Source organism: Psychrobacter sp. 1044 (assembly GCF_904846525.1).
In the GTDB taxonomy this organism is placed as follows: domain Bacteria; phylum Pseudomonadota; class Gammaproteobacteria; order Pseudomonadales; family Moraxellaceae; genus Psychrobacter.
In genome coordinates this window covers 60,269-86,348 of record NZ_CAJHAZ010000004.1, presented here as the reverse complement: position 1 = coordinate 86,348, position 26,080 = coordinate 60,269, and the positions used below count along the sequence as shown (strand labels likewise).

Genomic DNA, 26,080 nt, shown 5'->3' with positions numbered 1-26,080 from the left:
CAAAAAACGTACCTACCGCTCCACTTCATCGATATGAACAAGACGCCGAAAAGCGACATAAATGATAGATAAACTGAGCAAAACCCCAACAAATGAGAAAAGGGCAATGGCTATCATATCTGACTCAAAAACGTAAAAACCTACATACAGCGCTGCAGCACGAAATACCACTGCAAACACTTCTCGAATCAAAAGGAATCGCTGTAAACGTAATGCTGGCAATGCCGCAGTGCTTGCACCAGACACTAAGCTGGTCAAAAGCCAAATAGACAGCCACTGCGAATAACTACCTGCTAATGCCCATTCTGCACCGAACACTAAAGAAAAAAGATAATCGCCAAAAACGAACACTGTACCGAATGGCACAATACCTACCACCAATAAAACCAACGTCACTTTTAATAAAAATTGATAAGCCTCAGGTGAATTTGCTCTGATGGCACGCGTAATTTTAGGATAGAAAACCTCTCCAACCGCCTGACCTAACAGCATCGCGGGTGCACCAAGCACAAGAACAGCCAACGAATACTGCCCTGCAGAAGAGGCACTAAATAATGACGCTAACAAGATAGTTGGCAACCCCACTGAAGCCGCATTCAGGATACTTTGTGGCATACGATATATCGCAAAATCACGCTGTGATATGGCGGCATGTCGAACACCCTTAGTACCAAACCAATGACGGACATTTAATACACCTACTCTAGGTACACGAAGCATCTGCATGATAAAGTTTGTGAGCTGCCCTGCTATCGTCAATAAAATAAGTAACATCCCTGAAGGTGCTATCATACCGCCTATCAGCTTACTGCTATCTGTTAAAAACTTGCTTTCCACATAAGCCCGAGCTTTCGCTTTAAATAAGCCCACTCTAATAGCAGACTGATCAGCGACAGAAAGAAAAGCACCGACTAATAGCGTTAATGGTATGAGATATAGCATGTTTGGCGTGCTTTCCATACCCATCCAACTTGCCAAATGAAACTTGCCGACATAAACAACAATGAATGAGAAAACGGCTATCACCAGACTAAGTAATATAGACAATCGAGCAATTGCCGCAGCATCCTCGTCACTGTCTGGCATCACGATTGCATTTGCATAGCCCATAGTGGCAATCGGCGTAATAATGCTGACGATAGCAGTAAAGGCAGCAGCAATACCGAAATCCTCAGGTCTGTATAGTCTTGTGAGAAATGGCATAAAAATCATGGCGATGGCCTGCCCAGCAGCAATACCGCCACCAACCATGACCACATCTCGCACAAAATGACTGGTTTTCAACCTGTTTATTGTGCTCTGTATCGATGAAAATACTCCAGAGCTCATGACATATTGTCCAATTTAGTACCTCACAGAACTTATAAGGAATTTATGACAGCGCGCCTCTCTCTATTAACCCATTTCATTGGTCAGTGTGGTATCTACTTTCTCTACCTCGACATCTTTATCAGATCCTTCTCGGTAACCTTCGACAAAAAACTTAAACTGTGTTTTCAGCCAGACCACATCCTGCTGCTTTGCTTTTTCTGCAAATTCAAATAAAATATTTTCGATATCTTGTAAAGGAAAGCTGTGCTCCATTGCTTGCATAATCAATGGATGAAAAGTAGGTTCGATATTGTCTTCACCAATGATTAACTCCTCGTAGAGCTTTTCACCCGGTCTCAAGCCAGTAAATACGATTTCGATATCGCCATTGGGATTGCTATCATCTTTTAGCTCACAACCTGTCAAACGAATCATACGTTTTGCCAGATCAACAATTTTGACGGGCGCGCCCATATCAAGCACAAACACTTCACCACCGAATGCCATCGCACCTGCCTGAATAACCAAACTGGCCGCTTCTGGAATCGTCATAAAATAGCGCGTGATGTCTGGATGGGTGATGGTGATCGGACCGCCTTGCTCAATCTGTTTGGTAAATAACGGCACCACAGAGCCTGATGACCCTAAAACATTGCCAAAACGCACCATGCTAAAACAAGTCTGACTATTACTTTGGCTCAATCCTTGGCAGACCAGCTCAGCCAAGCGTTTGGACGCCCCCATGACATTGGTAGGTCGCACAGCTTTGTCAGTAGAAATCAGCACAAAAGTCTCAACGCGAGCCTGTATCGCAGCACGGGCACAATGGTAGGTGCCTTTGGTATTATTGATGGTGCCCTCAAAGGGATTGGACTCAACAATAGGCACATGCTTATAGGCTGCAGCGTGATAAATCGTTTTTATATGGTTTTTTTCGAATATATTGATTAATTTTTTTTCGTTACTGACACTGCCGATAATGCTAACAATCTCAATATTTTGATAATCAGCATTCGCTGTTTTTAGATTACCAAGTTCTTGATCTATGGTGTATAAAGCATACTCAGACTGTTCATATAGCACTAAGCATTTAGGTTTATTTTTGATGATTTGCCGACAAAGCTCACTACCTATTGAACCACCTGCCCCGGTAACGAGAACGTTTTTGCCCGTGATGTTTTTTTGTAGCAACTCCGCAACAGGTTCGACCGTTTCTCGTTCGAGCACATCTAGTATGTCAACGGGTCGTATATGACTGACGGTTACTATCTCATCAGCAAGCTCACGTAAGCTTGGCAAGTCTTTTATCTTAACGGAGATACCTGACAGACTGTCCATAATCTGTTTTTTACGAGCACGGCTCATAGAGGGCATGGCTAAAATCACCTGCGCCACATTGAGTTTTTCTATCAACCACGGAAGCGCGTGAGCCGCATATATTTGTTTGCCATGTAAATAAGCCCCAGTAAGCTGCGGATCATCATCGATATATGCCACCACATTGTACTGATAAGAATGCCTCAAACTTTCTAGCAACTCTCGACCAGCTTCTCCTGCACCATAGATAATCACGTTGTCACAACAGACATCTGGACGACGGCTTTGACCTGTACCCTGTAGACGTTTCAGTAACGCGCGGATCATGAGCCTACTATTCCACAGCCAAATAAAAAATAAAAATAAAAATATAACGGGGGCTGAGCGCGGTATCGTCGCTGATGGACTCAAATAAATGATGACTTGATAAACAATAATAAGTAAAAAAAACAGTTGCAGCACACGACCCATCACTGCATCAAAAAACCCTCGAGAGGCGCTGCGATAAAAACCAATAAGATATAAGCTAGCAACCGGCACGAATGCATAAAAGACCAATGCTGCAAGACTGATATGAGAGGCCACATAGCCTTGTCGTAGCATTAATGCCAATAATAGGCAAAAGATCGACATGGCAAAATCTATACTAAATAAGAGGGTGCTTTTAGTCAGGCGTGGTAATGACAATAAATACAGAGCCACACGCTTCGACCATTGATTAAAACCACTGGACGATTGATAAGCATTGTTTGACTCTGTTTTTATAAACATAATATCCACCCAATTAAGTTGGTTTGCTTATGAGCGACAACCACGCAAACTAGCGGTTATCTCCATAGGCATAATGATAATGGTAGCTATATTTATCCATAAGACCCTGCTGTACATCATTGAGAATAATGCCATCTACTTGTACATTGGCTTTATTCATTTGCTTGATCGCATAAACCAGTTGCCCCTCTATTGAATGATTAAACTTCGTAACGATGAGTACTTTGTCTGCATGTTGCGCAAGTACCATAGCATCTGACGCCGCCAATATCGGGGGTGAGTCGATGACAATATAATCGTATTGAGTCTTTAATTCTGCCATCAAATGATTGAATTTTTCGCCCATCAATAAAGAGGTAGGATTATGCGGCTGCCGTCCGCGCGGTATGAAATCAATCAACTCCATACCAGTGGGATGAATAAAGCTTTCGACCCCTAAGCTAGGAACCTCACTATCTGATTGAGTACCATCAATCGGAGAAAAATGCTTTTTATCCTGCAACAAATAATCGGCAAGACCATCATGTTGGCTCATATTAAACATTTTATGCAGCTCACCTAAGCGCATGTCACCATCGATGACCAAGACTTTTTTGTTGAGCTGGGCAAATACCTCTGATAAATTGGCAGCGATAAACGACTTGCCCACACCAGGGCTCTCCCCAGTAATCAATATGACTTGCGCGGGCTGCCCGATCGCTGTCCCCATTGGCATACCAAACATCAAATTGGTTCTTAAACTTTTGATCGCCTCATAACTCAAACTACTGTGATCAACATGAGCGAGAATGCGAGGGGTGGTATTCTTCTTTTTACTCAACCTCGACAGTAAGGGTGAGCGTGGAATCGTTGCAATGACAGGGATGCCCGTTGTGACCTCTAAATGCTCTGGATCTTTTACGACATTTCTAACAAGGTTCTTCAAGAGCACCAGCATCACCCCAAACATCATGCCTATCAATGTGGTCAGCATCAGGATTTGTAGTTTATTTGGTGCAATGGCATTAAAGGTACTGGTCGGTGAATCGATAATACGGGCATAGCCGATTTGACCAGCCTTGACGATTTTAAGTTGCTCATAATTTTTGAGCAGCGTCAGATAGATTTCTCGATTGATTGCCGTATCTTCTGATAGCTTTAGAAACTCTCGCTGTATTTCAGGTAGACCTGCAATGGTATTATCTATCTCTCTTGTTCTATTATTGAGCACTTTGAGCTGTTCATTAATTTGGATGACCAGTGGATGTTCTTCGGTATAATAAGTGGTTAGGTCTGCTTTTTTGAGTTTAAGCTCATTGAGCTGCTCATCGATGCGGGACTTCTCATTCAATAACAACTCGGCTTCTTTACCCACATCAATCGTGCCATATTTTTTACGAAAGTCATTAAACAGTGCCTCAGAAGTCTCTAATTTTTCTTTTAATAGAGGGATCTGCGTTTCCATAAAGGCAAGTGTTTTAGTCGTTTCTTCAGAACCGCGAGATTGATTTTGATCGACGTAAGATCGGACGATCTGATTGAGTATAGTCGTGATTTGCTCTTGGTTGGGACCCGTCATCGACAGCTGAATGATCCCCGTTTTTTGACCTTTTTCTTCAACGGATAAGGCGCCGTTGATAGCGTCAGTCGCAGCCTTTATCGTCTGCTTACTAATATTAATTGGGTAACCATCAGCAGGTAACTCTGTGACAGTGATATTAATCTGACCGTCCAACCCTTTGAACTGATGCGCCTGACCAAGCTGACCTTTGAATTCATCAAACCCATTGCTCAAAACAAACCCTGTAGCAGATTTTGTTAGTGTGAAAGGTTGGTTTAAGTACGCTGGTGATACATCAAATTGGCGGACTTTCACTATGCCATTTTCGGTATCAAGTGACACATCATCCGGTGTGTTTAATTGCGTGTAAGTACGATTGCTTTTTATTCTATCAAGATGACCAATATTGGGATCTGTTAGTTTAATGCGCAGGTGCAATAGCTCAACCACTGGCTCCAATATCATACGTGATCGTATCAGCTCTGCTTCTGTCTCCGCTTTGCTGACTTCTGCACCGACCAAATCTGAGATACTCGCGCCAAGTGCCTCTATTCCTTGAGTATTTTCTTCAATCTGTATCAGCGCATCTGATTTATAGATGGGATTCACATAGCGGGTATACAAAAGCCCTAGTAAAAGCCCCAATATCGCCATGAGAGCAATGATTTTCCAACCGCGTAACAATACTAAAACCAGCGCCATTAAATCGATGTCGTCATTGTTTTTTTCGCCCGTAGACGTTGATAGGTCTTTTGAATCCATATTATTCATAACCATATACTCATCGCTCAATGTTGATCGTTTAATAGCATTCGCTGAACTTCAACGCTCTAATCGATGGCGCGTCGCTAATCTTGTCAGTCCATTGTTCAAGACTAGCGATAATATCTTGTCTACTCTTCTCAAATGCTGAGTCATCCTGCTGATAAGGGTCAGCAATATCTTTATCAAGCCAATGCCCTATTCGAAAGGTTTTTCCGCGACAGTGCGGCCACTGATTTTCAATCCATTTGGTTTGGCTGGTTGTCATCGTCAAAATTAAATCTGACTGACTGACTAATGCTTCATCAATTTGCTTGGCGATATGAGCACTGATGTCTATATTATGAGTGGCCATCAATGCAACCGCTTTGGCATCAGCTGCGTGACCTACGAGCGCTGACAAACCAGCAGAGTCAATGTGCTTTTCTGGGTAATATGCCGTTAATATGGCAGCGGCCATCGGGCTGCGGCATATATTGCCAACACAAACGACCAAGACCTGATCAAACGCTCCCATGACTGACTCCTATATCCCTGAAATCACATTGATTGCTGATGTTGAAGGCAGTATGGCGCTAATAATACGATTCCAGCGCGCCAAGCCAGTTGGATCAACATAAAGAATGTCATTGGCTTGCATGTCAAAACGACTGGCCAAGGCAAAGCTTGTGATGCTCTGCATGTCGACATAATAAATATTGGTATATTGATACTTTGAATTATCCCGAACGATATATACTTTGGCGGCGTTGGCCGTATTAGAATTCAACCCATTTGACTCACCTAGTACATGCGCTAGGCTCAGCCCTTGCTCAGGAATAGCAACGGGCTCAATTTTGCCAAATTCTCCCAATACATAGACCTTATTGCGGCTTTGGCTATTGACATGAATAGCATCGCCGTCTTGTAAGTATATTTGATTGGCAGACAGCCCCATTTGATTTAATGATTGGATACCGAGCTTGTAACTTTTGCCTTGACGGTTTAATACGATATGGTTTGAATCACCCGTATCAGTCGTACCACCCGCCATAGAAATAGCGCCATATACTGAGATGGGCACATCTGCGATAACAAACTCACCAGACTGCTTGACCTCACCATCCACGAAAAACTTACTACCACGGTAGTTGATGATTTTGACCTGAGGATCTGAGTATTTGAGATAGCGTTGGAGCTTGCTTTGCAAAGTGGCAGTGAACTGCGGCACACTGAGACCACTGGCTTTGACTCTCCCTATTAAGGGGAATTGTATAAACCCTTGCTGGTCAACGGTCAGACTAGACGTTGAGGCATTAATATCTGGATAACTGGTCAGGATAATATTGAGAACATCCCCTTTAGCAATGCCATAGCTGACACGCCCAGATGTTTTTACTAAATGATATAAATCTCGATCAAGGATGACGGCTTCTTTAGGTGGTAGATTAGCCAAACTCAAAGGTTGAATATAGAATTGTAGACCGTTTTCTGCAGTGAATGTCCCTGACTCGGGTAATTTTCCAGACTGAAGTCCTGAATTTATGGTGCAACTGCTGAGCAATACTGTCAGCAATAAGCAAGACGCACTCGGTATTAAGGAGCGCTTTTGTACAGAAATGAAATATTTATAAACCATAACAGTTACTCATATTTATATTCGTGAATCAAAAATAAGTGCCTTGCTGCTGCCAATATATTCATAAAAAAGGATGTATTTATTGAATATACACCTAAACTATACATAACGCAATATTTATAAACATTGATGTAAGAACAGTTTTCTTAGTTAATTTATTTTAGGTAAACCCTTTTCAAAAAAGGCGTATAGCTCATATCGATAAAAACAAAAAGACAGAAAAATCTAAATAGGAGGACATATTAAAAGGTGTTAGCAGTATTTTTTAGGGTTCATGCTGCCGAAAATAGAAATTCGGTATTGGTTATGCTGCTTAACTGATCTTAATAACATTCAAAGAAACCACTGTTTTATTAAAAAACAAATATAAGCATTTGTGTGCAAATATCTTACTTTTATAACAGCCTAATCAACTTTTATTTTAGAAATCTCTTTTAATTTAGCAAACTTTCTTTTATTAATGTAAAACGATAAATTGATACCTTTTGTAGATACTGGTTTGCGTGCTAAAGTCATCAAAATAGCGTAGAATAGTCAATCCCATTTTTTACATTGAGAAATGTAAACCCACCGACTCAAGGACATGATTATGAAAGATGAAAAATTACAGAAAGCCCTCGCCCGTATGGGTCTTGGCTCACGCCGTCAAATGGAAGAAGTCATAAAATCAGGGCGTGTTACTGTTAATAACGGACCTGCGACCATTGGTGATCGCGTCGAACAAGGCGATGAGATTCGCGTTGACGGTCGTCAGATTAAATACACCTCTGAAAACGAGAAGCGTCGCCGTGTTATCGCTTACTACAAACCTGAAGGCGAAGTCTGCTCTGCTAAAGATCCAGAAGGCCGTCCAACCGTTTTTGAGCGTTTACCAAAACTGACTCATGATCGCTGGGTGATGGTTGGTCGCTTGGACATCAATTCAACTGGGCTATTATTGTTTACCAATGATGGTGAGATGGCGCATCGCTTGATGCATCCGTCTGGCGAAGTGACTCGTGAATATGCAGTCCGTGTATTGGGTGAAGTCACGCCTGAAATTGCACGTGCATTAACGGCTGGCGTTATGCTAGAAGATGGCATTGCAAAGTTTGAAGATATCAAAGAAGGCGGTGGTGAAGGCGTCAACAAGTGGTATCACGTCCAACTAAAAGAAGGTCGTAATCGCGAAGTGCGTCGTTTGTTTGAATCACAAGGCCTGAAAGTAAGCCGTCTACTACGCACGCGTTACGGTACGATTGCTCTACCAAAAGAGCTACGTACTGGTCGTTTCTTAGAACTCGACAGAAAAGATATCAATACGTTGACTGATTTAGTGAGCTTGCGTCCTCGTTATGGTACGGGTCTGCATGGCGCAGCGAAAGAGAAGCAAGAGCGTATCAGAAGCAAGCCGCTTAAAGCGCGTCGCGCTACTGACAGTCGTAGCGATAGCCGCAGTGGTAGCGACAATCGCAACAGCAGCGCGAAGCCTAAAAGCAGTGCTAGCCCTGCCAGCCGTGGTACGCGCAATACTCGTGACCGCAACGACAAGCGTTAATCGCCTGAATGTAAAATGTAGTGTGACTTTGAATCTTCAATAGTTTTAAAGTAGACCACAAAAAAGCTGCCAATGATGAATAATCATTGGCAGCTTTTTTTATAGAAATAATATAAAAGGTAGCTATCAACCTGACGACTTATATTTAGCTATCGTGGCTATTAATATAATTCCTCATTACTCGTAGCTCTTGCAACTGCTGACTTTCCATTTGTTCTAATAATCTATCTAGACGCTGCTCAATATTATTAAATACCTGCTGTAATAACTGATTGGCTTCCGCCTTTTTTTCATTATCCGCATTGTCAGTGCTTATATTAATATTCGCTAGATGATGATGACTGGCAAGCATTTCAGGCAGTCGAGTGTGCAACATCTTATTCAATACAAACTGCTGCTCGGTTACGGCAGGCGTTTTATGCTGAGCTTGTAGTGATTTTTGATACGCTTGATAGCGGGTTACTTTTTCATCGATACGTTTTAATTGGCGCAGCTGTGGCTCTGACAAATCTTTCAGGTGTTTTTTATGTAAATTTAGTTGCTGCCAACTGAGTTTGGACAATGACAACGGTGCATCATAATCCTGATAAGTGAGTACACCTGGCGAAATACCGACCGCTTTATGCAGCGCATGCCAGCCTTTTTTACCCAAATAGAAGGTGGTAACGGTCGTTACAATGCCAATGCCTATTAAGATGCTCATATACCCCTACTCTTCATCGTTTAATCACACCACTTTGCCTTTACAGTTTAATATTCTCAGCACTCACATTCTTACCAGTTGCGCCAGTTGGATTTTCAATCGCTTTAATTTCTATATCGGTATTAGCACTACTGACACTACTAACATTGCTATCGAGCTTTTGCATATCTGCAGTAGCAGCAGGATTATTAAAGCGTTTTTGTAGATAGCGGTTGGTCGCCAGCAGCTTTTGACCATCTTGGTGATAAGAGGCATTCAGTAAATCATCAAACTGAGTATTAATGGTACGCAATACATCTAATAGCGCTTCTTTTCCAGTCACATTAGAGTGCTTGATTTTGGTCGTGTCAGCGCGCGCGCCATCCCCCACATCTAAGTCGTGCAAGCGGCGATAGTCAGTCACAGCAAGTGGCACATGTCTGTCCATTAAATTTTGAATCATAATGTAGGTTTCATTGACCGTGTCTTTATCGTCTATCTTGCCATCATTATTGGTATCGCCATAAATGACCCGCAGCTTCTCCCCTTTTTCATTGATTTGGTCGAGTGCTGTTCTGACTTCAACAGGCAAGCTTTTTTCTGGGATGTAACCCAATTGCGGCATCGATTTGTACTCAAGCATTTTAGGCGCAGCCATTTTTTTGATACCACGATACCCCAGATATAACCCAGCTACTGGTAACACTCCATATAAAATGAACATGACAAACATCGCAGTAACTTGAGTCATTAGAGTATCCTAATTGTTGAATAAAATGGCTTGGCTAAATGGCTTGGTAAATTTCTTATTATTTTAAATAAGATAGATAGTTATTATTAAACAAAAAAATAAGGCTCTATTAAAGCCCTATATTGTTATGCATTGCGTCGCTTGTGTGAAAACCGTGTTAGGGCGTGTCCCCAATTCAATCACAGCTCTGAATTATGTTAATTTTATAATGCCAATTAACAGCCATTATCTATTAGTAATTAACTTTTTGTCCGGCTTTTGACATAACGGTGCGTTGAAGCCAAACGATTCATCACCGTTTGATGCAGCTCATCTAACAATTCATCAAGCTCATAATCAATCTCTAAAAACAAATCCGTCAGCATGTCACCTGCCGTCATTTTTCCTTGCACCATACTGTTTTTGGTACGGTGCGGGCTAAAACGCTGTAATTGCTCGTAATGATGTAGGGCTTCTGGAATGCTCTCTGACACCAGCTTATCGATGACAAATTGGCGTTCATTATGCTGCTGTTGTTGCTGCTCATTGAGCTCACTGCTCCACTCACGATAGCGTTTTAACTTACCATTGATACGGTCTAGTATCGCAACCGCCTCGATGGGCATGGCGTTTAGGGTGGCTTCATCGACCACATCAACAAGCTCAGTCATAATAGGGCAGCGTCCATGTTTGAGATACCATAAAGTATCGGGGTCAAAAGGTGGTCTATTGGTCGGGCGCATCTGAGCGCGATTGGACAGGTAGCGATCAGTCAATGGTGTCGGCGTTCTGATATCACTCACTTGCGCCAAAGCATCACAAATACGTTCGCTGCGCTCAGGCGGCGTCAGTACAGAACGCTGACTGACAGCTTGATCGTTTTTATCATTGTTTTTACTATTATTATCAGTCACCTCTATATCTTGACTGATAGCCATCTCCTGAGCATTTTTGGCTGCTAGCGTTGGCAGGTCATCTTGAGCTTGCCCAAATGACTTTAGCATTCTTGTCAGACTTACCACCATGACCTACCTTGCCCCTCGTCCCGTGCACGCTTATTGCGCTCGTATTGCATAGATTTATCCAATAGCGTATCTTAACAGCTTTTTACCGCGCTGCCAGTAAGCAAAATGTCAACACCTCTCATCCGCCCCCTGCTAAGCACACTATTATGAATGCGACTGACTACACCTCTGGATTCTTACTTGGGCTATCGCTCATCATCGCGATTGGCTCACAAAACGCCTTTGTACTCAAACAAGGGCTCAAACGTGAGCACATATTTTTTGTCTGCTTATTTTGCGCAGTCAGTGATGCGCTGTTAATCTCTGCTGGCGTTGGCGGTTTTGGCGCAGTCACGGCGCAATATCCGCAAGTGGTCAATATCGCAAAATTCGCTGGCGTCATATTCTTGCTAGGCTATGGATTGCAGAGCTTATATGCCAGTGTGCGCGTCACACATGCACTCACCGTCGAGGGACAAGTCGTCACCAGCTTAAAAAAAGCCCTGCTATTATGTTTTGGCTTTACTTGGCTCAACCCACACGTCTACTTAGATACATTGGTACTCGTTGGCATGGTTTCAACGGGTGCTAGTAGTAAGCTGGCATTTGCAGTCGGTGCAGTCAGCGCCTCATTCTTTTTCTTTTTTGCGTTAGGTTATGGGGCGCGATTACTCAAACCATTATTTGCCAAACCAAAAGCGTGGAATATACTCGATGCTTTGGTAGGGATACTCATGTTGTATTTGGCGTGGCATCTGTACCGAAGTTAAAAACAGCGATAAAGGCAAAAATAGGTGATAGGCTAAACCGTTAACACAGCTCCTAAATATAAGTATAAGTACAAAAAAATCCAAACACCTTGTATAAATGCGTTTGGCTTTTTGAAATCTGAAACTTTTACTATTTACGATACTTTTTTACGCTTTTTAGGCTTAACGAAGGTTAAGTTCAAAAAATGCTCAAGCGAGTCATCAAGGACGTCCAACCAAGGCTCTGGCAACTCAGGCGATAGCGTGCCTGTTAACGTAGAGCGATACGCCTTTTCTCTAAAGGTCATAATATTATCGGCTTTGTCTTTTTGCCACTCTTTTAAGATTTCACCCTGTTTTTCAACTGCAAATTCTGGATAATCGGTCGCATTGGTTAAATCACGAATATAAGCGGCTTGAAAGTCGATTGAATCACTGACCGTCACGCACTTCGCATAAGTTGCCAACCACTTTTTCTCATCTGCTTCACGGTGTACCAATTCAGGCAATTCGATATCGCCCATCATCACATCACGTGCATACCATGCTTGAGCGTCAAACATATTAAAGGTGAAATACTGATCCTGCATACCTAAATAAATGAGCTTTGGGTTTGGCTGCCAGAAAATCCCTTTGTGCAAGTTGGCTGGATATAAGCAGTTATGCGTTTGCAGACGTAACTCATCGGGCATAAAGGGGAAATGAAACAGATAACCGGTACACATAATAATGGCATCAAATTTTTGGCTGCTACCATCGGCAAAATGCGCCACATCTTCTTCAAAATGGGTGACCAAAGGCACTTCTTTGATGCCCTCTGGCCAGTCATAGCCAAGCGCTTGCGTGCGATAGCTGATAGTGACTGATTTGGTACCATACTTATAACACTGCGTGCCAATGTCTTCGGCTGAATAACTACTGCCGATGAGCAAAATATCTTCGTCTTTGAATTCTAATGCGTCACGAAAATCATGCGCGTGCAGAATGCGACCGGGGAAAGCTTCTAACCCTTCAAAATAAGGCATGTTTGGCGTGGAGAAATGACCCGTCGCCACGACGACATAATCAAACTCTTCCACTTCTTGCTCATTGGTTTTATGATTCATCACCGTCACGGTGAATTTTTGCGTCTCATCATCAAATGACACCCAACGTACTGGGCATTCAAAGCGGATGTATTTTTGGATATCTTGTTTATCGATACGCCCCATAATGTAATCTTTTAGGACTTCACGCGGTGGGTACGAGGGGATCGCTTCACCAAAATGCTCGTCAAACGAATAATCAGCAAATTCTAAGCACTCTTTGGGACCATTGGACCACAAATAACGGTACATACTACCGTGAACAGGCTCACCATTTCTGTCTAATCCTGTGCGCCAGCTATAGTTCCACATGCCACCAATAGCGTTTTGCTTTTCATAACACACTATCTCAGGTAAGTTCTTTGCGCCAGCCAAACGAGCCGCTTCAAAAGCGCGTAATTGTGCTAAACCACTTGGACCTGCACCTAAAATAGCAATTCTTTTATTACTCAAGACTAACTCCTATGATAATAGTTGTCTGTCCACTGTAACATATTTTTATGAATGGTGTTTCTTCGAATACTTTTGGTGATTAATTGGCCATAGCTTAAGATATGACGATTCTCAAGAAATGGCTTCTAACCGAATTTTTGATTTTTAAATTTGATATGGGTTAGCACGTACTTTTCATTAGGGCGTATTAAACATGCATAAATCGGCACTGTCAGTGCTAGGGTTGAATATTCAACACGCCCATTGAGGAATAAATCAAAAAAATTGACGGACAAACATAAGGTAGCAGCGTCATTACACTAAATCAGGAAATAAAGTGCGTAAGCCATTAACGATAATTTCGATAGAAACTGCCGCCAATAACATCCCCATAATTCGGCTCATGATGTTCAATCCAGTATCACCCAGCAAGCGACTGATACGACCTGCCGCCATCAGTGCTAGATAACAAAACAGACTGATAAATAAACCAGCAATCAATATGGCAGATACTTGCAAAATACCAGAGACTTGTGAAGAATAAATAATCACCGTCGAAATACCGCCCGGTCCAATCATCATTGGAATAGCGATAGGCACAACCGCTGCAGCCATGGTGGGCGGCGCGTCTTGTACATGGTCAACATCGAAGTTTTCTTGATCGGGCTTCACGGGATTACCGTCGCCATTCATCATATTAAGAGCAATCAAAAACACCAAGATACCACCTGCCAGCTGAAACGAGCCAATAGAAATACCAAGTGCTTTTAGTAATGTCTCGCCTGCTACCGTAAAGAAACTAATAGTGATAAAAATCGTCAAACAAGCAACACGCGCCACTTTGCGTCGATTATTCATCGAATAACCACGGGTCAAATCCAAAAATAACGTCAAAGCGCTAAAGGGATTAATCAGTACCATAAAGGCTAAGATTATCTTGATGATTTCAGTATTCACTGAGCGCTCGCTTGTCTATTAGTCAAATCGGGCAAAAAGATAAGGTCATCGTGCGAGTGCAACGATGACCCAATAGATGGTTAACAATAACTTTGTAGCTTATATTGTATCATAGGCAGATAAGCTAATTAAATCATTAACTTTGCTTACCTTTCTGGCAGCATACTATCAACGAAAATAGAGGCTAAACATTGACCTATCAGCCACTATTTGGCGGGTAAATAACCTCATAAAGCTTAATCGCTAAAACAGGTATGTGAAGACAGCCATATTGAAAATTATGCGCTAAAATCAAGACCGATATCTAATGCCGTGGTACTGTGCGTCAAATAACCCATGGCAATAAAATCAACACCCGTTTTTGCTGCTGCTTGTACCGTTTCAGGAGTAATACCACCTGAAGCTTCTGTTCTCGCGCGACCTTTACACATCGTTACTGCCTGCGCTAGTATTTCAGGGGACATATTATCTAATAGCACCAAGCTCACGCCAGCGTCTAGTGCCTGCGCTAATTGCGCTAAAGTATCGACTTCTACTTCGATGGGAATTAAATGCCCAGCGAAGTTTTGTGCTTGTTTAATCGCAGTCTTTATATCACCAGCGATGGCAATATGATTGTCTTTGATTAAAATAGCATCATCCAGTCCCAAACGATGGTTGCGTCCGCCGCCGCAGCGTACCGCGTACTTTTGTACAATGCGCAAGCCTGGAACGGTCTTACGTGTACAAGTAATTTGCGCAGGATACTCTGCCACACTATCTACAATTTTTCTGGTATCTGTCGCAATGCCACTCAAGTGGGTCATAAAATTGAGCGCGGTACGTTCTGCTGTCAGTAAATGGCGCGCATTACCACGCACACTAGCCAAGACTGTACCCGCGTCAACCCATTCACCATCAGCAACTTGAGCCACAAACTCAATCTGAGGATCAACCATAGCAAACGATAAACGTGCCAAATCCATACCACATATCACGCCTGCTTGCCGCGCTTTAATCTCTAGCTTCGCTTGCATATTGGCTGGAATGGTGGCTTGTGATGTGACATCTCCGCGTCTGCCCAAATCTTCAGTTAGCGCAGCTTCAACCAAAGGTCTAAGCGATACGTCATCCAATGCTGGTTCTTTTTTAACTATCATCTTTAACCCTTAAATAAACGTGGCGTTCATATATGCTAATGTAATTAAACTCAAAATGAGCATAAATATAGCGTAAAGTTAACAGCCTCGCAAGGAACCGTCATCATTTTGTGCAGCCGATAGGGTTTTATAATCATCAAAATAAAGATGGCAAGGTAGTATATTGACGCCTATTTACGCTTAGGCAACTTACTATCCATCAATAAGCTTTGTAGTTCAATATCATGACGAAAGCGATAAAGCTTGGCAGGACGACCACGTTGGGCGTTACTACTCTGTCCTGTCTCCATCACAAGTTTTTGTGAATCTAGCAAACGACGGAAATTTTGCTTGTGCAAGCGCACTCCTGAGAGCGCTTCTACGCTTTGTTGTAATTGTGACAAGGTAAATACATCTGGCATCAAGCCAAAAATAAGCGGTCGGTATTCAATTTTGGCACGCAGCCTTGAAATAGCCGTTGCAATCACTCGGCGATGATCATAATACATCGGCACACCGATGAGCTGTGACCAGTTTTCAGGTAGCTTATTCTGATGGCTCGGTTGGTGAGCACTTTGATGAACGCTTTGATGATTCATTGAATAGCTGGGTGGATAGTTTGGTGCTTCCGGTATCAGTCCCGCTTCATACAGCATCTCATAGCGCAGTAACACATGCTCAGCGACCCACTCTCTATTTTCATAATGCTCATAGGCTGTGTATTCATTATCCGCATTTTCACTTGTGGTCATATTACCCACTAAGAGCGCTTCACTTACACCCCAACATAAACCAATACGCTGACGGCGGCGCTGCTGAATGCCTGAATCTTTAGCGCTATCTGCCCAGCTCAGTAATGCTGGCACAATATTATTCATAATGATGCTAGGTATGCCATCCAAATGATTTTCCCAAGGAAAGTAATCATACCAATCACGCCACAATGCTTGGCTTTGTAGCTGCTGCGTTTGTGTCTCTTGCACCAGTCCCAAATAGCTCACGTAGACCAATGCGTGACCATCAACGTTGCGCCTATTGGTATCGACAAAGGTATAGAGTTGCTCCAAATAACCAAGTGGTTGCTGTGTTTGTTCCTCAACCCATTGGCGCACACCCGCTTGCAATGAGCGATGCAACGGCATCAATGGACCATTGGGTAACAGCTTTCCTTGATCAACGGTTAAGACCCGAGCGGTATGCTCAGTAATGGCGACTAGCACGGCCACGACTTCTGTGGTGCCACTACCTTGCTGATGCGCGTGTGAATAAGACAACGTCATGACTTTAGTGATTACCTTTTATTTTAATTATTAAATAAAGCTCAACTGCTAAGCTGTTGACCATTTGCTCAGTATAGCTTGAATCAACGATTATCATAGTTCGTGGTTGTAATTATATAAAATGAGTCTTTATAAATCATAAATGTACAAATCATAAATGTATAAAAAATACTTGTATTTATGCTCAAAATGAGCATAATTAAAACATCTGACTAGCCAGCGATATTAATTGACTGATTTTTAGCGGCATATTGATTGTCGTTACTGCCTAAAAGGTTTGCATCTATGAAAACTTATCCTTACGACGCGCCCATCATGAGTAATGACAATCGCATTGCCACTCAAATGAATATTGAATATGCCAAAGCTAAAATGCCAGCAGACTTGCCGCGTGCTGAACGGCTTGCAGTTGAAGAAAATATCAAACAGCTATTAAATGCGCATAATGCAGTATTGGTCGCCCATTATTATGTCGACCCCTTTATTCAGGATTTGGCATTGGCAACGGGCGGTTGCGTGGGTGATTCGCTGGAGATGGCACGCTTTGGGCAAGCGCATAGCGCCCAGACCTTAGTGGTCGCTGGCGTCCGCTTTATGGGTGAGTCGGCGAAAATTTTAAGTATGGAAAAAACAGTGCTGATGCCAGACTTGGAAGCGGAATGCTCGCTTGATTTGGGCTGCCCTGCTGACGAGTTTTCCGCATTTTGTGATGCTCACCCTGAGCGTACAGTCGTGGTTTACGCCAATACTAGCGCCGCCGTCAAAGCCCGTGCCGATTGGGTGGTGACGTCATCGGTTGGCATCGACATCATTCGCCATTTGCATGCTAATGATGAGAAAATCATCTGGGGTCCTGATCGCCATTTAGGTAAATATATTGCTAAAGAAACTGGCGCAGATATGCTGCTTTGGCAAGGCTCGTGCCTGGTACATAATGAATTTAAAGCAACTGAGCTCATGCAACTTAAAAAGGAACACCCAAATGCCAAAGTATTGGTGCATCCTGAATCCCCTGATAGCGTGGTGGCGCTCGCCGATGTGGTTGGCTCGACCAGTAAGCTGTTGCAATCGACTCATGAGATGGATGCCGATACCTTTATTGTCGCCACCGATTTGGGTATTTTGCACGAAATGCAAAAGCGCTCGCCAAATAAGCGTTTTTTGGCTGCACCTACTGCAGGTGAAAGCGCCAGTTGTAAGAGTTGCGCGTTTTGCCCATGGATGGCAATGAATGGTCTAAAAGGTATTGAACAGTGCTTGACGCAGCGCAGCGGTGAAGTTTTGATGGCGCCTGAGCTAGCAATCGCAGCTAAAAAGCCCTTGCAACGTATGCTTGATTTTGCCGAAGCGCAAAAGCAACGTGTGACAGCGAGCGGTGATATTGTCAAAGACCGTGAGCTGTTTGCCAATGTCGGGGCTGCCTAATATGAGCGCGGCATTGACAGCGGAATCATTAGGTCTCGATAGCCCTGCTGCTATGGTACAAACTGACGTACTTATCATTGGCGCGGGATTAGCGGGCTTAAGCACAGCTCTAGCATTACCAAAATCGCTGAATATTACTGTATTGAGCAAAGCCGCCTTAGAGATTTGCTCCAGTCATTATGCCCAAGGTGGCATCGCGGCAAGCTTGGATAAAGAGGACTCTGTCGCTGACCATATTGCCGATACCCTAATCGCTGGCGCAGGGTTATGCGATGCTAATAATACCAGCAGCATTTTAAGTGCCGGGCAACAGGCAGTGCAATGGCTGTGTGAGCAAGGTGTGCCTTTTACCCAAATACCGCAAGAAGATAATGCAAAACCTGTCACCAAACTACAGACTGAACTACAAACTGCCGACTTACATTTAACCAAAGAAGGCGGGCATGGTTGCAGGCGGGTCGCACATGCGGATGATGCGACTGGTCGACACATTATGGAAGCCTTGACTATAAAGGCGAAAAACGCTGCCAATATCACTATTTCACCTTATCATGAAGCGCTGAGCCTTTTAACAAACAGTGCCAATCCAAATAAGCAATGCCAAGGGGCACAAGTTTTCGATCATAATAATCAACGACAACTGACTTTTTATAGTCGCGCAGTCGTACTGGCTAGTGGTGGCATGGGTCAATTATTTAAGCGTGCCAGTGCACCAAATGTCTGTGTCGGCGATGGGGTTATGATGGCACTGCAAGCGGGCTGCCGCTTAGCAAATTTAGAATTTATCCAATTTCATCCGACGGGCTTAGCAGTGGCAGACAGTAGTTTTTTAATATCGGAAGCACTACGCGGTGAAGGTGGGCGGCTGACCTGCCCGCAAACCGGTGCGCGCTTTATGTTGGAAATTGATGAACGGGCAGAATTGGCACCACGCGATATAGTCGCTCGCGCCATCGCTGAGCAGATCAGTAATAACGGACTTGGCTACGTACATTTAGATGTCAGTCATTTGCCAGACCAATTTTTACGGGAGCATTTCCCACAGATTTATCAAACATTATTCAACCTCGGCATTGATATGACTAGGGAACCTATCCCCGTTGCCCCGACTGCGCATTATAGTTGCGGTGGCGTGGTTACTGACGCCAATGGTGTAACCGATGTGACAGGGCTTTATGCAGCTGGCGAAGTTGCCTATACAGGTTTGCATGGTGCGAATCGCTTAGCAAGTAATTCACTTTTAGAATGCGTAGTCGTTGGGCGCAATATCGCTGCTGACTTACCGCGATACTTAAAAGCATTAGAAAATCTAAATCACGTTACCAGTTATGATCACTCGAACTTATTAGCAACTGCCATTTGGACAGCACCAACGCTTAAAGATATTCAAGCTATTAAGCTTCCTTCTTCTCCTACCATTCTATTTAATTTATCTCATTGTGATGACACTGATATCATTACCCATGATTATGCTGGCAAAATAGTCACAGAATTAAAAGTTTTAATGACCTCTTATATGGGTATCACTCGAACTGCCGAATCATTAGAGCAAATATTAATACAGATACAGCAATGGCAACAGTGGCTTGAAAAAACTAGGTTAAATCAGTCCAGTATGAGTACTTTAGATGGCACTATCACTGCTAATGAGCTGACACTATTTCAATTAGCACGACAATTACAATTAGCCACGTTGGTTATTCAGTCAGCTTATCAGCGTTATGAGAGTCGCGGTGGTCACTATCGTCAAGACTATCCGCATTTGGCATCCACACCTCGAACCAGTGTGATTGCGCCATTATCGAAGTTGAGAGAAGCTGACAAAACAGGCAGCAGAGAGGGTGGCATTGATTGGCTGCTTCAGCCTATAATCGATGACACAGAGGCTAGAATGGTAAATACAGTTGCTAACATCTAACAGCAATTGGAAGCTACCACTTTAGCCATGAAAAACGGTAATTCACCGTTTTCTATTGACCTCAAAGTGCTAAAAACATGGCTTCTGATTCATGGTTTGTGATTATTCTAATGTTAGTCGTCAGTTCAGTTTGGGCGATACTTTCCCTACCTAGCTTACGTCAGCGCTTACCGAAAATCTATTTAATCGCGCGCTCATGGTGGCTCATGTTAGCGGCGCTTTGCGCGTGTTATGTTATCGCTAAGATAACGGATAATAGCCAACCCTCACAGCCTCCTACCTACCCCTACCAGTGGTTGCTCATCGCTTTTTTCGTTTTAATTGGTCTGCGTGGCTGCTATGAGATCAAACGCTTATGGTGTCTACAAAGCAAGTCTGTGCTGATTGAGAAACTGCAAGCGCGCGGTCTACAACCCAAGACATTGCCTTTTAGCCAAACCTCTTCCCATTCTACTCCAGCTTATACGCGTCTAAATCGGTTAGACCTAATCTTTAGCTTTGCTTTTATCACAATGATTGTCAGTCTCATTGCTTTACAACAATTAATCTGGCAGCGTGAGCAGTATGGCGTTTTGTTTTTTGTGTTATTCGCCAGTCAATTTAATGATATTGCCCAGTATTTATGTGGACGATTACTTGGTCACAAGCTGTTTACGCGTGGTCTTGCCCCAACTATTAGCCCGAATAAAAGTATCGAAGGCGCTCTTTTCGGCAGTATGCTAGCGGCGATATTGGCAACGCTATTAGGCATTTGGCTCATGCCTTTTAATTGGTGGATTTGCTTATTAGCCGCTTACGGCTTAGCGGTCAGTGGTATCGCTGGAGATTTATTAGAATCCGCCTTTAAACGTCAGCATGGGGTGAAAGACACGGGTACGATGCTCGCCGGACATGGCGGCGTATTAGACAGAGTAGATAGCTTGCTCATTGGCGTGCCGCTATTTACCTTGTTTTATTGGCTGCTTGGGTAACTTATTATCAAGTCGTTTTATCCAATTTACTGCGTAATATCCAGCTAATCACAGGCTTAGGCAAATGATTGAGCGCCCGAGTAATATAGCGCATGGAGCGTGGAAATATGGCCAGCTCAATATCATCATCAATCGCTTGCATGATATGGCCAATTGCTGTTTGTGTCGTCATTATAAAGGGCTTATGACTGGCATCGCCGTCATTCAAATCGCGTAATGCTTGAGTATCGATATAACCTGAGGCGATGCAGTTGACTTGGATATGATACGGCGCAAGTGCCGCTCGATAAGCGCTTGCAGTCGCAATCATGGCGCGTTTGCTTTTGGCATAAAGACTGGCATAAGGATAATCCATGATGCCTGCGATAGAAGCGATGCAAATGAGGCTTGGTCTATCATTCTTTTCGAAATCCAGTGATTGATTCTGAAGCCTGCTTTGGTGCTTTAACTGCTCACTCGCCCACCTAAAAACCTGCTCGAACGCTTGCAAATTAATTGCTAACATTTTATCGCTGTCTGCCTGGTTTAGCTGATGAATACGCTCATTGGTGTAACTACCCGCGCTATAAATTACTCTTTGAAAACTAATATCTGACAAGTTATCTACCAACGTTTGTGTTTGCGCGCTATCGGTTAAATCACAGCAGTGAGTAACAATGTCAGGATGCTGACTATTAATATGGGCTATCTTCTCTACGCTATGACCAACCACGCTCACTTGCCAGCCAAGTGCCTGATGATGCAGCGCCAACGCCAAGCCAAGTCCACTCGTACCGCCAAAAACGACAATATGTGATGGCTTATGAGTTGAAGTCGACTGTGTGATGTTTTTCATTTTAGAGTTCATAGCTCATGCTGCTGTATATAGTCAGCCGTACGCTGATAGCCATACTGCCATTGCGCCTGCATTTGCTGCAAAAAGCCATCATAGTCACTGTGAATGAGTTCAACCGTCATTTGCTTAACATCAAAACGTTTTTGTACATTCTGTCCTGCCAACTTCTGACCATTATCTGCAAAGGGCAACCAGTGCAATTGATGGCTATTTCTTTCTGACTTCATAAGTGATGACGTTTCCATTGGCTGATAACCATGCACTTGTGCCAAGCGCTCATTTGGGTCAAAACCAAAAACGCGCTGAATCGCAGGTGCAGCAAGATAAGAATCATAACCTGCCTTGGTCTCTGCAAATACCGTCTGTCCCAGTTGACACGCCAGCTCAATCGGTGTCAGATTAATCACTCCGCCCAAGCACCAGCCAAGCGTTTCAATATGTGTTGGCGGTAGATAATACATATCTGCCATAGAAGCACGAACCGCTGGATTGAATTCCCACTGCTTTACGACATTTACTGACTGATGAATACGCCCATTAGCAAACGTATGCACAGGTGAGTTAAGTATTTCATCAAAATACTCCGATGCTGCCAAACGCGGTGGCGCAAATAGCAACTCTTGCAGCTTAAACTCATCATAAACAGAACTATCAGCAGTAGGCATTTGATTAAGCGTTTGATTGGGTGCTTGATACAGTCGGCTAGCGATAATGGCTATCTCTGGCGCGGCGGTATTAAACGAATTATGACTATGCTTGGGAGAAAAATGGGACAACTCGTCAAGCCATTGTCCTTCGTTATCGACTCGAAACATCGCTAACTGCTGCAGCTCATCTAGTAGTCGCTCATAGTTATCTGCTTCTTGCCGTTTTTGGCGGTTAGAAACCTGTCGTGACAAGCGCCAGCGTTTAAGCGCCTGCATCATATAACGTATTTTTAAACGTCTATTGGCTTCGTCTGGCGTGACATGTCTGATTGCAGTGATGGTACGGTACAACTCACGACTGCACATGAGATCTTGCAAATCCTTAGGATCAGGCGCTAAATTAACCAAATAAGCCGACAGACTACCACCGCAAGTGCCAACAATCATATCCGGCTTCAAATCATGAGCCACCAATGCCGCATAGCTGCCCAAATAATAGCCAAAACGTGCGCCGCCCCCTGAAAAAAGCTGCACGCGCTGATAAGGCTTTATGCTGTTATTACTCATTGATTATTCATCTATCACTTATCATTGGTTGTTGTAATTTTAATCGCTAATGACACGGTAAAAATACCAAAGCGATCGATACGCATGGCGACTTTTTTAAAGCCAGCATTTTCAACCAATTGATCCATTTCCGCTTGCGAGCGACAGCGCATCACCCAACTACTGCCGCGATGATTGTTTAAGGTTTTGCTAATGAATTCCTGTTCAGGATGCCACGGCTGATTGGTATAAAGTAAATAACCATCAGATTTTAAACTGTCATAAATGCCTGCTAATGCCGTCGCTGGTAGTGTATTGTCAGAAAACAATTCAAACACGCCAGAGGCGATAGCAATATCGAATTTTTTATCATCAAGACTTTTAGCATTGGCACTTCTCTTCTGCATATTAGAATAACTGGCAGGGTCAAACGCATCTTTTTGACAAGTGATAACTCGATTAGTAATCTCTAACTGCTCTGCTTTGGCTTGCAATGCTTGGATATTATGCATCTCGTAATCACGTAGCTCAGCATGCAAATCTTCAAACTCTGTCAATAAATCAAAGGCATAAAATCCATGACCACTGGCAATGTCTAGCAATTTTGATTGGTATGAGTCAGTAACGTTTTGATTGATAAGTTTGAGATCAGCCAACGCCTCACGTGCGAGTTCTAATATATGCTCTCGGCGAATACGAATTCCTTGCCAACCAATATTGCTCAAGTAAAACTTATCGACTGCTTGACCAAATTTATTTTGACCACTCGGCTGATTATAATAAACGTGATCGAGCGAATGACCCGAATCAAAGCCATGCTCCAGTCCTGTAGCAATAGCATCGCTGACATGACCAAATTTTTGCATGGCAAATCGAGTGATGGCAAAACTTGGGTTAAAGGGTTTAATCGCTAAACGATCCACCTTATCTTTACTGGCACTATTCAGATGCGCCAAGCTTAAATCAGGCGCTTTAACATCGGTACTGAATACCTGATCTGCGAACTCGATACAATCTGCGAAGACGTCTGCCTTATTGGTCTCATGAAAAATCGCATGATAGCTGTCTGGATATAATTGCCAGCGTTTATTAGTCGTATTAATCGCCTCATAAAAATCGCGCTCTGCCTGCTTATCGACCACGTAATCTTTACCTGCACATAATATAAACGTCGGTACAGTAATAGCGCTAGCATCATCAAGCAAGCGTTGACCGGTTGCATGAGTATCGATAAGCAGATCAGTTGAAATGCTATTAGAAATCAGTGGATCGGCATTGTAAGCTTGCTGCGCGTCTTTATCATGAGTCAATACTTGCGCTTTGACGTAACTGCTCACGCGTGACATCAGTCCAAGCGCGCGAGCCACCTTTAGCGACGGTATCGCAAATGGCATGTACAAGCGAATACTCAACGCTGGCGTACCCAATATCATCCCACGAATATTGGGTGCATAATCATGTACCCATGCTGCGGCGAGTACCGCACCGATACTACTGGCGACGATTAAGGTATCCTCGATAGCAATGCCCGTTTGCCCGATAACCAATTGTACAAAACCGTCTAAATCGCGCTCAAGCTTGGTGACACTCTCGGCATGATCTTTGATACCACCCGAGCGCCCATTACCGCGCGCATCCCAAGCAAATACTTGATAGCCTGCCATGGCAAATTGTTCACCAAGTTCTGCTAAGCGTCCAGAATGCTCATGACCACGATGTAACAGAATGACTTGGCGCTGTTGTGTGTGCTGCTGACCGGCTTGTTTGATATTCTCTAAAGGTGTCGTTAACCAATAGCGATAATAAATCGCCGTGCCATCGTAAGCGTTATAGCAACTTTCACCACTTATCAATTTGGAAGACGATAAATTGAGCGTATCGCTAACCTGCTCCACTTTTTCATGACTATCGAGAGGGGTGGTCGGCATTGTCTTAGGCTCCAAAAAGGAAGTTTTAATAGCAAGATTTGATAAAGGGGCATTTAATGAAGAAAAATTTGATAGAGGATAGCTTAATAAAGAATAATTTGACGAAACAGCATCGAAAAATAGCGTATTGGGTTGACCAACATTCTCTTGGTAACCAAGCGGAAAAATAGATTTGTACGATGGCTCTGGTATTAACTCAAGAGTTTCTGAGTGATTTAAACGAAGTACAGGTGGTTTACGCATCAAGTATAAATCTGCCATATAACGCAGGCGATTCAAGCAGGTTTTTAGTAGCAGCGCCTCTGTCAGTATCAATAGCGGACCCACTTTGATATGCGATAGCGCGGTCGGTGCTTTAGTCGCCATAAAAGCGCCAAGCAAACCTAGTAAAAAAGCACGATCGCTTTTGCCTAAAGGCCCTTGGTTTGCTCTAATGTCTAACATCGTATTACTGGTAATACCTAGTAACTCAGTGCTTATACTAAGCGCAATCAGACCGACAATATGACGCTGATGGATTGATATACGGTTTGGTGAATTGACTGCCGACGCTTGTAAATTACCATTAGCAACATGCGGAGCTAAACTTACGATAAGCGCCGTATCAGCCACGATATCACCCACTTCATTGAGCACTGCACCAAGCCTTGAGGCTTGCCCATGCTCACGCGCCATCATGCCATCGATAGCATTGAGTGCCATACGCACAAACAGTGATGAAGGTAACAGCAACCACAATGCCTGTTGCTCAGTTGCGGGTTTGGCAATCATATAGGCCGTACCAAGGCTCAGTACTACGGCTGACACCGTCACTTGATTGGCAGTCACCTTTTGCTCAACCAACGCATCACTTATTGGGCGCAGCTGATCTTGAAACTGAGACTTGAGCTGATATAGCGACATGAGGCAAGCCAAAT

The 26,080-nt window shown here is 43.4% G+C and carries 20 protein-coding genes; 5 read left to right on the top strand and 15 right to left on the bottom strand.

Annotated elements, in window-relative coordinates; translation table 11 throughout:
- Positions 1-12 precede the first annotated feature (12 nt).
- From JMX82_RS03875 to JMX82_RS03855, 5 genes are all read right to left on the bottom strand, one after another.
- On the bottom strand, positions 13-1,329 hold the full coding sequence (locus JMX82_RS03875) for a lipopolysaccharide biosynthesis protein (RefSeq protein WP_201539551.1): 1,317 nt from the start codon (positions 1,327-1,329) through the stop codon (positions 13-15).
- A 66-nt stretch (positions 1,330-1,395) separates the two neighbouring features.
- Positions 1,396-3,399, bottom strand: a complete 2,004-nt coding sequence (locus JMX82_RS03870; RefSeq protein WP_201539550.1) for a nucleoside-diphosphate sugar epimerase/dehydratase — start codon at positions 3,397-3,399, stop codon at positions 1,396-1,398.
- A gap of 49 nt (positions 3,400-3,448) precedes the next feature.
- Positions 3,449-5,710 carry a polysaccharide biosynthesis tyrosine autokinase gene (locus tag JMX82_RS03865; protein ID WP_227676290.1) on the bottom strand — a complete coding sequence of 754 codons (2,262 nt, stop codon included), beginning with the start codon at positions 5,708-5,710 and terminating at the stop codon, positions 3,449-3,451.
- Positions 5,711-5,741: 31 nt separating this feature from the next.
- On the bottom strand, positions 5,742-6,218 hold the full coding sequence (locus JMX82_RS03860; RefSeq protein ID WP_201539548.1) for a low molecular weight protein-tyrosine-phosphatase: 477 nt from the start codon (positions 6,216-6,218) through the stop codon (positions 5,742-5,744).
- Between the two features lie 9 nt (positions 6,219-6,227).
- Positions 6,228-7,319, bottom strand: a complete 1,092-nt coding sequence (locus JMX82_RS03855) for a polysaccharide biosynthesis/export family protein (RefSeq protein WP_201539547.1) — start codon at positions 7,317-7,319, stop codon at positions 6,228-6,230.
- Positions 7,320-7,908: 589 nt separating this feature from the next.
- Between JMX82_RS03855 and rluB the strand changes: the two genes are divergently transcribed.
- The gene (rluB, locus tag JMX82_RS03850) at positions 7,909-8,856 is read left to right on the top strand and encodes a 23S rRNA pseudouridine(2605) synthase RluB (RefSeq protein ID WP_201502936.1); all 948 of its coding nucleotides are present in this window, start codon (positions 7,909-7,911) and stop codon (positions 8,854-8,856) included.
- A 145-nt stretch (positions 8,857-9,001) separates the two neighbouring features.
- On the opposite strand, the gene JMX82_RS03845 is transcribed toward rluB, so the two are convergent.
- The 3 genes from JMX82_RS03845 to JMX82_RS03835 form a co-directional block, all read right to left on the bottom strand.
- Positions 9,002-9,559 carry a hypothetical protein gene (locus JMX82_RS03845; protein ID WP_201539546.1) on the bottom strand — a complete coding sequence of 186 codons (558 nt, stop codon included), beginning with the start codon at positions 9,557-9,559 and terminating at the stop codon, positions 9,002-9,004.
- A 40-nt stretch (positions 9,560-9,599) separates the two neighbouring features.
- Complete coding sequence (locus JMX82_RS03840) at positions 9,600-10,289, bottom strand: hypothetical protein (protein ID WP_201539545.1); 690 nt, start codon at positions 10,287-10,289, stop codon at positions 9,600-9,602.
- Between the two features lie 239 nt (positions 10,290-10,528).
- Complete coding sequence (locus tag JMX82_RS03835; RefSeq protein WP_201539544.1) at positions 10,529-11,272, bottom strand: hypothetical protein; 744 nt, start codon at positions 11,270-11,272, stop codon at positions 10,529-10,531.
- Positions 11,273-11,439: 167 nt separating this feature from the next.
- Between JMX82_RS03835 and JMX82_RS03830 the strand changes: the two genes are divergently transcribed.
- A complete protein-coding gene (locus JMX82_RS03830; protein WP_201539543.1) occupies positions 11,440-12,042 on the top strand; it encodes a LysE/ArgO family amino acid transporter in 603 nt (200 codons plus the stop codon).
- 134 nt (positions 12,043-12,176) lie between these two features.
- On the opposite strand, the gene JMX82_RS03825 is transcribed toward JMX82_RS03830, so the two are convergent.
- From JMX82_RS03825 to JMX82_RS14215, 4 genes are all read right to left on the bottom strand, one after another.
- On the bottom strand, positions 12,177-13,559 hold the full coding sequence (locus tag JMX82_RS03825) for an NAD(P)-binding domain-containing protein (protein ID WP_109592572.1): 1,383 nt from the start codon (positions 13,557-13,559) through the stop codon (positions 12,177-12,179).
- Between the two features lie 294 nt (positions 13,560-13,853).
- Positions 13,854-14,495, bottom strand: coding sequence for a MarC family protein (locus tag JMX82_RS03820; RefSeq protein ID WP_083475671.1), 642 nt, complete (start codon positions 14,493-14,495; stop codon positions 13,854-13,856).
- Positions 14,496-14,773: 278 nt separating this feature from the next.
- Positions 14,774-15,634 carry a carboxylating nicotinate-nucleotide diphosphorylase gene (gene nadC, locus JMX82_RS03815; RefSeq protein ID WP_201539542.1) on the bottom strand — a complete coding sequence of 287 codons (861 nt, stop codon included), beginning with the start codon at positions 15,632-15,634 and terminating at the stop codon, positions 14,774-14,776.
- Positions 15,635-15,804: 170 nt separating this feature from the next.
- A complete protein-coding gene (locus JMX82_RS14215) occupies positions 15,805-16,893 on the bottom strand; it encodes an NUDIX hydrolase (protein ID WP_227676284.1) in 1,089 nt (362 codons plus the stop codon).
- A gap of 285 nt (positions 16,894-17,178) precedes the next feature.
- Between JMX82_RS14215 and nadA the strand changes: the two genes are divergently transcribed.
- From nadA to JMX82_RS03795, 3 genes are all read left to right on the top strand, one after another.
- Positions 17,179-18,318: a quinolinate synthase NadA gene (gene nadA / locus JMX82_RS03805; protein ID WP_201539541.1), complete on the top strand. Its 1,140-nt coding sequence runs from the start codon at positions 17,179-17,181 to the stop codon at positions 18,316-18,318.
- Position 18,319: 1 nt separating this feature from the next.
- Positions 18,320-20,236, top strand: a complete 1,917-nt coding sequence (gene nadB, locus JMX82_RS03800) for an L-aspartate oxidase (protein ID WP_201539540.1) — start codon at positions 18,320-18,322, stop codon at positions 20,234-20,236.
- A 77-nt stretch (positions 20,237-20,313) separates the two neighbouring features.
- Complete coding sequence (locus tag JMX82_RS03795; RefSeq protein ID WP_201539539.1) at positions 20,314-21,207, top strand: phosphatidate cytidylyltransferase; 894 nt, start codon at positions 20,314-20,316, stop codon at positions 21,205-21,207.
- Between the two features lie 7 nt (positions 21,208-21,214).
- Here the strand turns inward: JMX82_RS03795 and JMX82_RS03790 are convergent, their stop codons facing one another.
- The 3 genes from JMX82_RS03790 to JMX82_RS03780 are packed head-to-tail and all read right to left on the bottom strand — an operon-like array spanning position 21,215 to position 26,066.
- Positions 21,215-22,042, bottom strand: coding sequence for an SDR family NAD(P)-dependent oxidoreductase (locus JMX82_RS03790; protein WP_201539538.1), 828 nt, complete (start codon positions 22,040-22,042; stop codon positions 21,215-21,217).
- Between the two features lie 8 nt (positions 22,043-22,050).
- On the bottom strand, positions 22,051-23,256 hold the full coding sequence (locus tag JMX82_RS03785) for a patatin-like phospholipase family protein (protein WP_201539537.1): 1,206 nt from the start codon (positions 23,254-23,256) through the stop codon (positions 22,051-22,053).
- A 14-nt stretch (positions 23,257-23,270) separates the two neighbouring features.
- Positions 23,271-26,066, bottom strand: a complete 2,796-nt coding sequence (locus tag JMX82_RS03780; RefSeq protein ID WP_201539536.1) for an alpha/beta fold hydrolase — start codon at positions 26,064-26,066, stop codon at positions 23,271-23,273.
- Positions 26,067-26,080: the final 14 nt, after the last annotated feature.

What these genes read in the sequence shown, in the direction of transcription:
- JMX82_RS03875 (WP_201539551.1), bottom strand. Translation starts at nt 1,329, where the DNA reads ATGAGCTCTGGAGTATTTTCATCGATACAGAGCACAATAAACAGGTTG.
- JMX82_RS03870 (WP_201539550.1), bottom strand. Translation starts at nt 3,399, where the DNA reads ATGTTTATAAAAACAGAGTCAAACAATGCTTATCAATCGTCCAGTGGT.
- JMX82_RS03865 (WP_227676290.1), bottom strand. Translation starts at nt 5,710, where the DNA reads ATGAATAATATGGATTCAAAAGACCTATCAACGTCTACGGGCGAAAAA.
- JMX82_RS03860 (WP_201539548.1), bottom strand. Translation starts at nt 6,218, where the DNA reads ATGGGAGCGTTTGATCAGGTCTTGGTCGTTTGTGTTGGCAATATATGC.
- JMX82_RS03855 (WP_201539547.1), bottom strand. Translation starts at nt 7,319, where the DNA reads ATGGTTTATAAATATTTCATTTCTGTACAAAAGCGCTCCTTAATACCG.
- rluB (WP_201502936.1), top strand. Translation starts at nt 7,909, where the DNA reads ATGAAAGATGAAAAATTACAGAAAGCCCTCGCCCGTATGGGTCTTGGC.
- JMX82_RS03845 (WP_201539546.1), bottom strand. Translation starts at nt 9,559, where the DNA reads ATGAGCATCTTAATAGGCATTGGCATTGTAACGACCGTTACCACCTTC.
- JMX82_RS03840 (WP_201539545.1), bottom strand. Translation starts at nt 10,289, where the DNA reads ATGACTCAAGTTACTGCGATGTTTGTCATGTTCATTTTATATGGAGTG.
- JMX82_RS03835 (WP_201539544.1), bottom strand. Translation starts at nt 11,272, where the DNA reads ATGCTAAAGTCATTTGGGCAAGCTCAAGATGACCTGCCAACGCTAGCA.
- JMX82_RS03830 (WP_201539543.1), top strand. Translation starts at nt 11,440, where the DNA reads ATGAATGCGACTGACTACACCTCTGGATTCTTACTTGGGCTATCGCTC.
- nadC (WP_201539542.1), bottom strand. Translation starts at nt 15,634, where the DNA reads ATGATAGTTAAAAAAGAACCAGCATTGGATGACGTATCGCTTAGACCT.
- JMX82_RS14215 (WP_227676284.1), bottom strand. Translation starts at nt 16,893, where the DNA reads ATGACGTTGTCTTATTCACACGCGCATCAGCAAGGTAGTGGCACCACA.
- nadA (WP_201539541.1), top strand. Translation starts at nt 17,179, where the DNA reads ATGAAAACTTATCCTTACGACGCGCCCATCATGAGTAATGACAATCGC.
- nadB (WP_201539540.1), top strand. Translation starts at nt 18,320, where the DNA reads ATGAGCGCGGCATTGACAGCGGAATCATTAGGTCTCGATAGCCCTGCT.
- JMX82_RS03795 (WP_201539539.1), top strand. Translation starts at nt 20,314, where the DNA reads ATGGCTTCTGATTCATGGTTTGTGATTATTCTAATGTTAGTCGTCAGT.
- JMX82_RS03790 (WP_201539538.1), bottom strand. Translation starts at nt 22,042, where the DNA reads ATGAAAAACATCACACAGTCGACTTCAACTCATAAGCCATCACATATT.
- JMX82_RS03785 (WP_201539537.1), bottom strand. Translation starts at nt 23,256, where the DNA reads ATGAGTAATAACAGCATAAAGCCTTATCAGCGCGTGCAGCTTTTTTCA.
- JMX82_RS03780 (WP_201539536.1), bottom strand. Translation starts at nt 26,066, where the DNA reads ATGTCGCTATATCAGCTCAAGTCTCAGTTTCAAGATCAGCTGCGCCCA.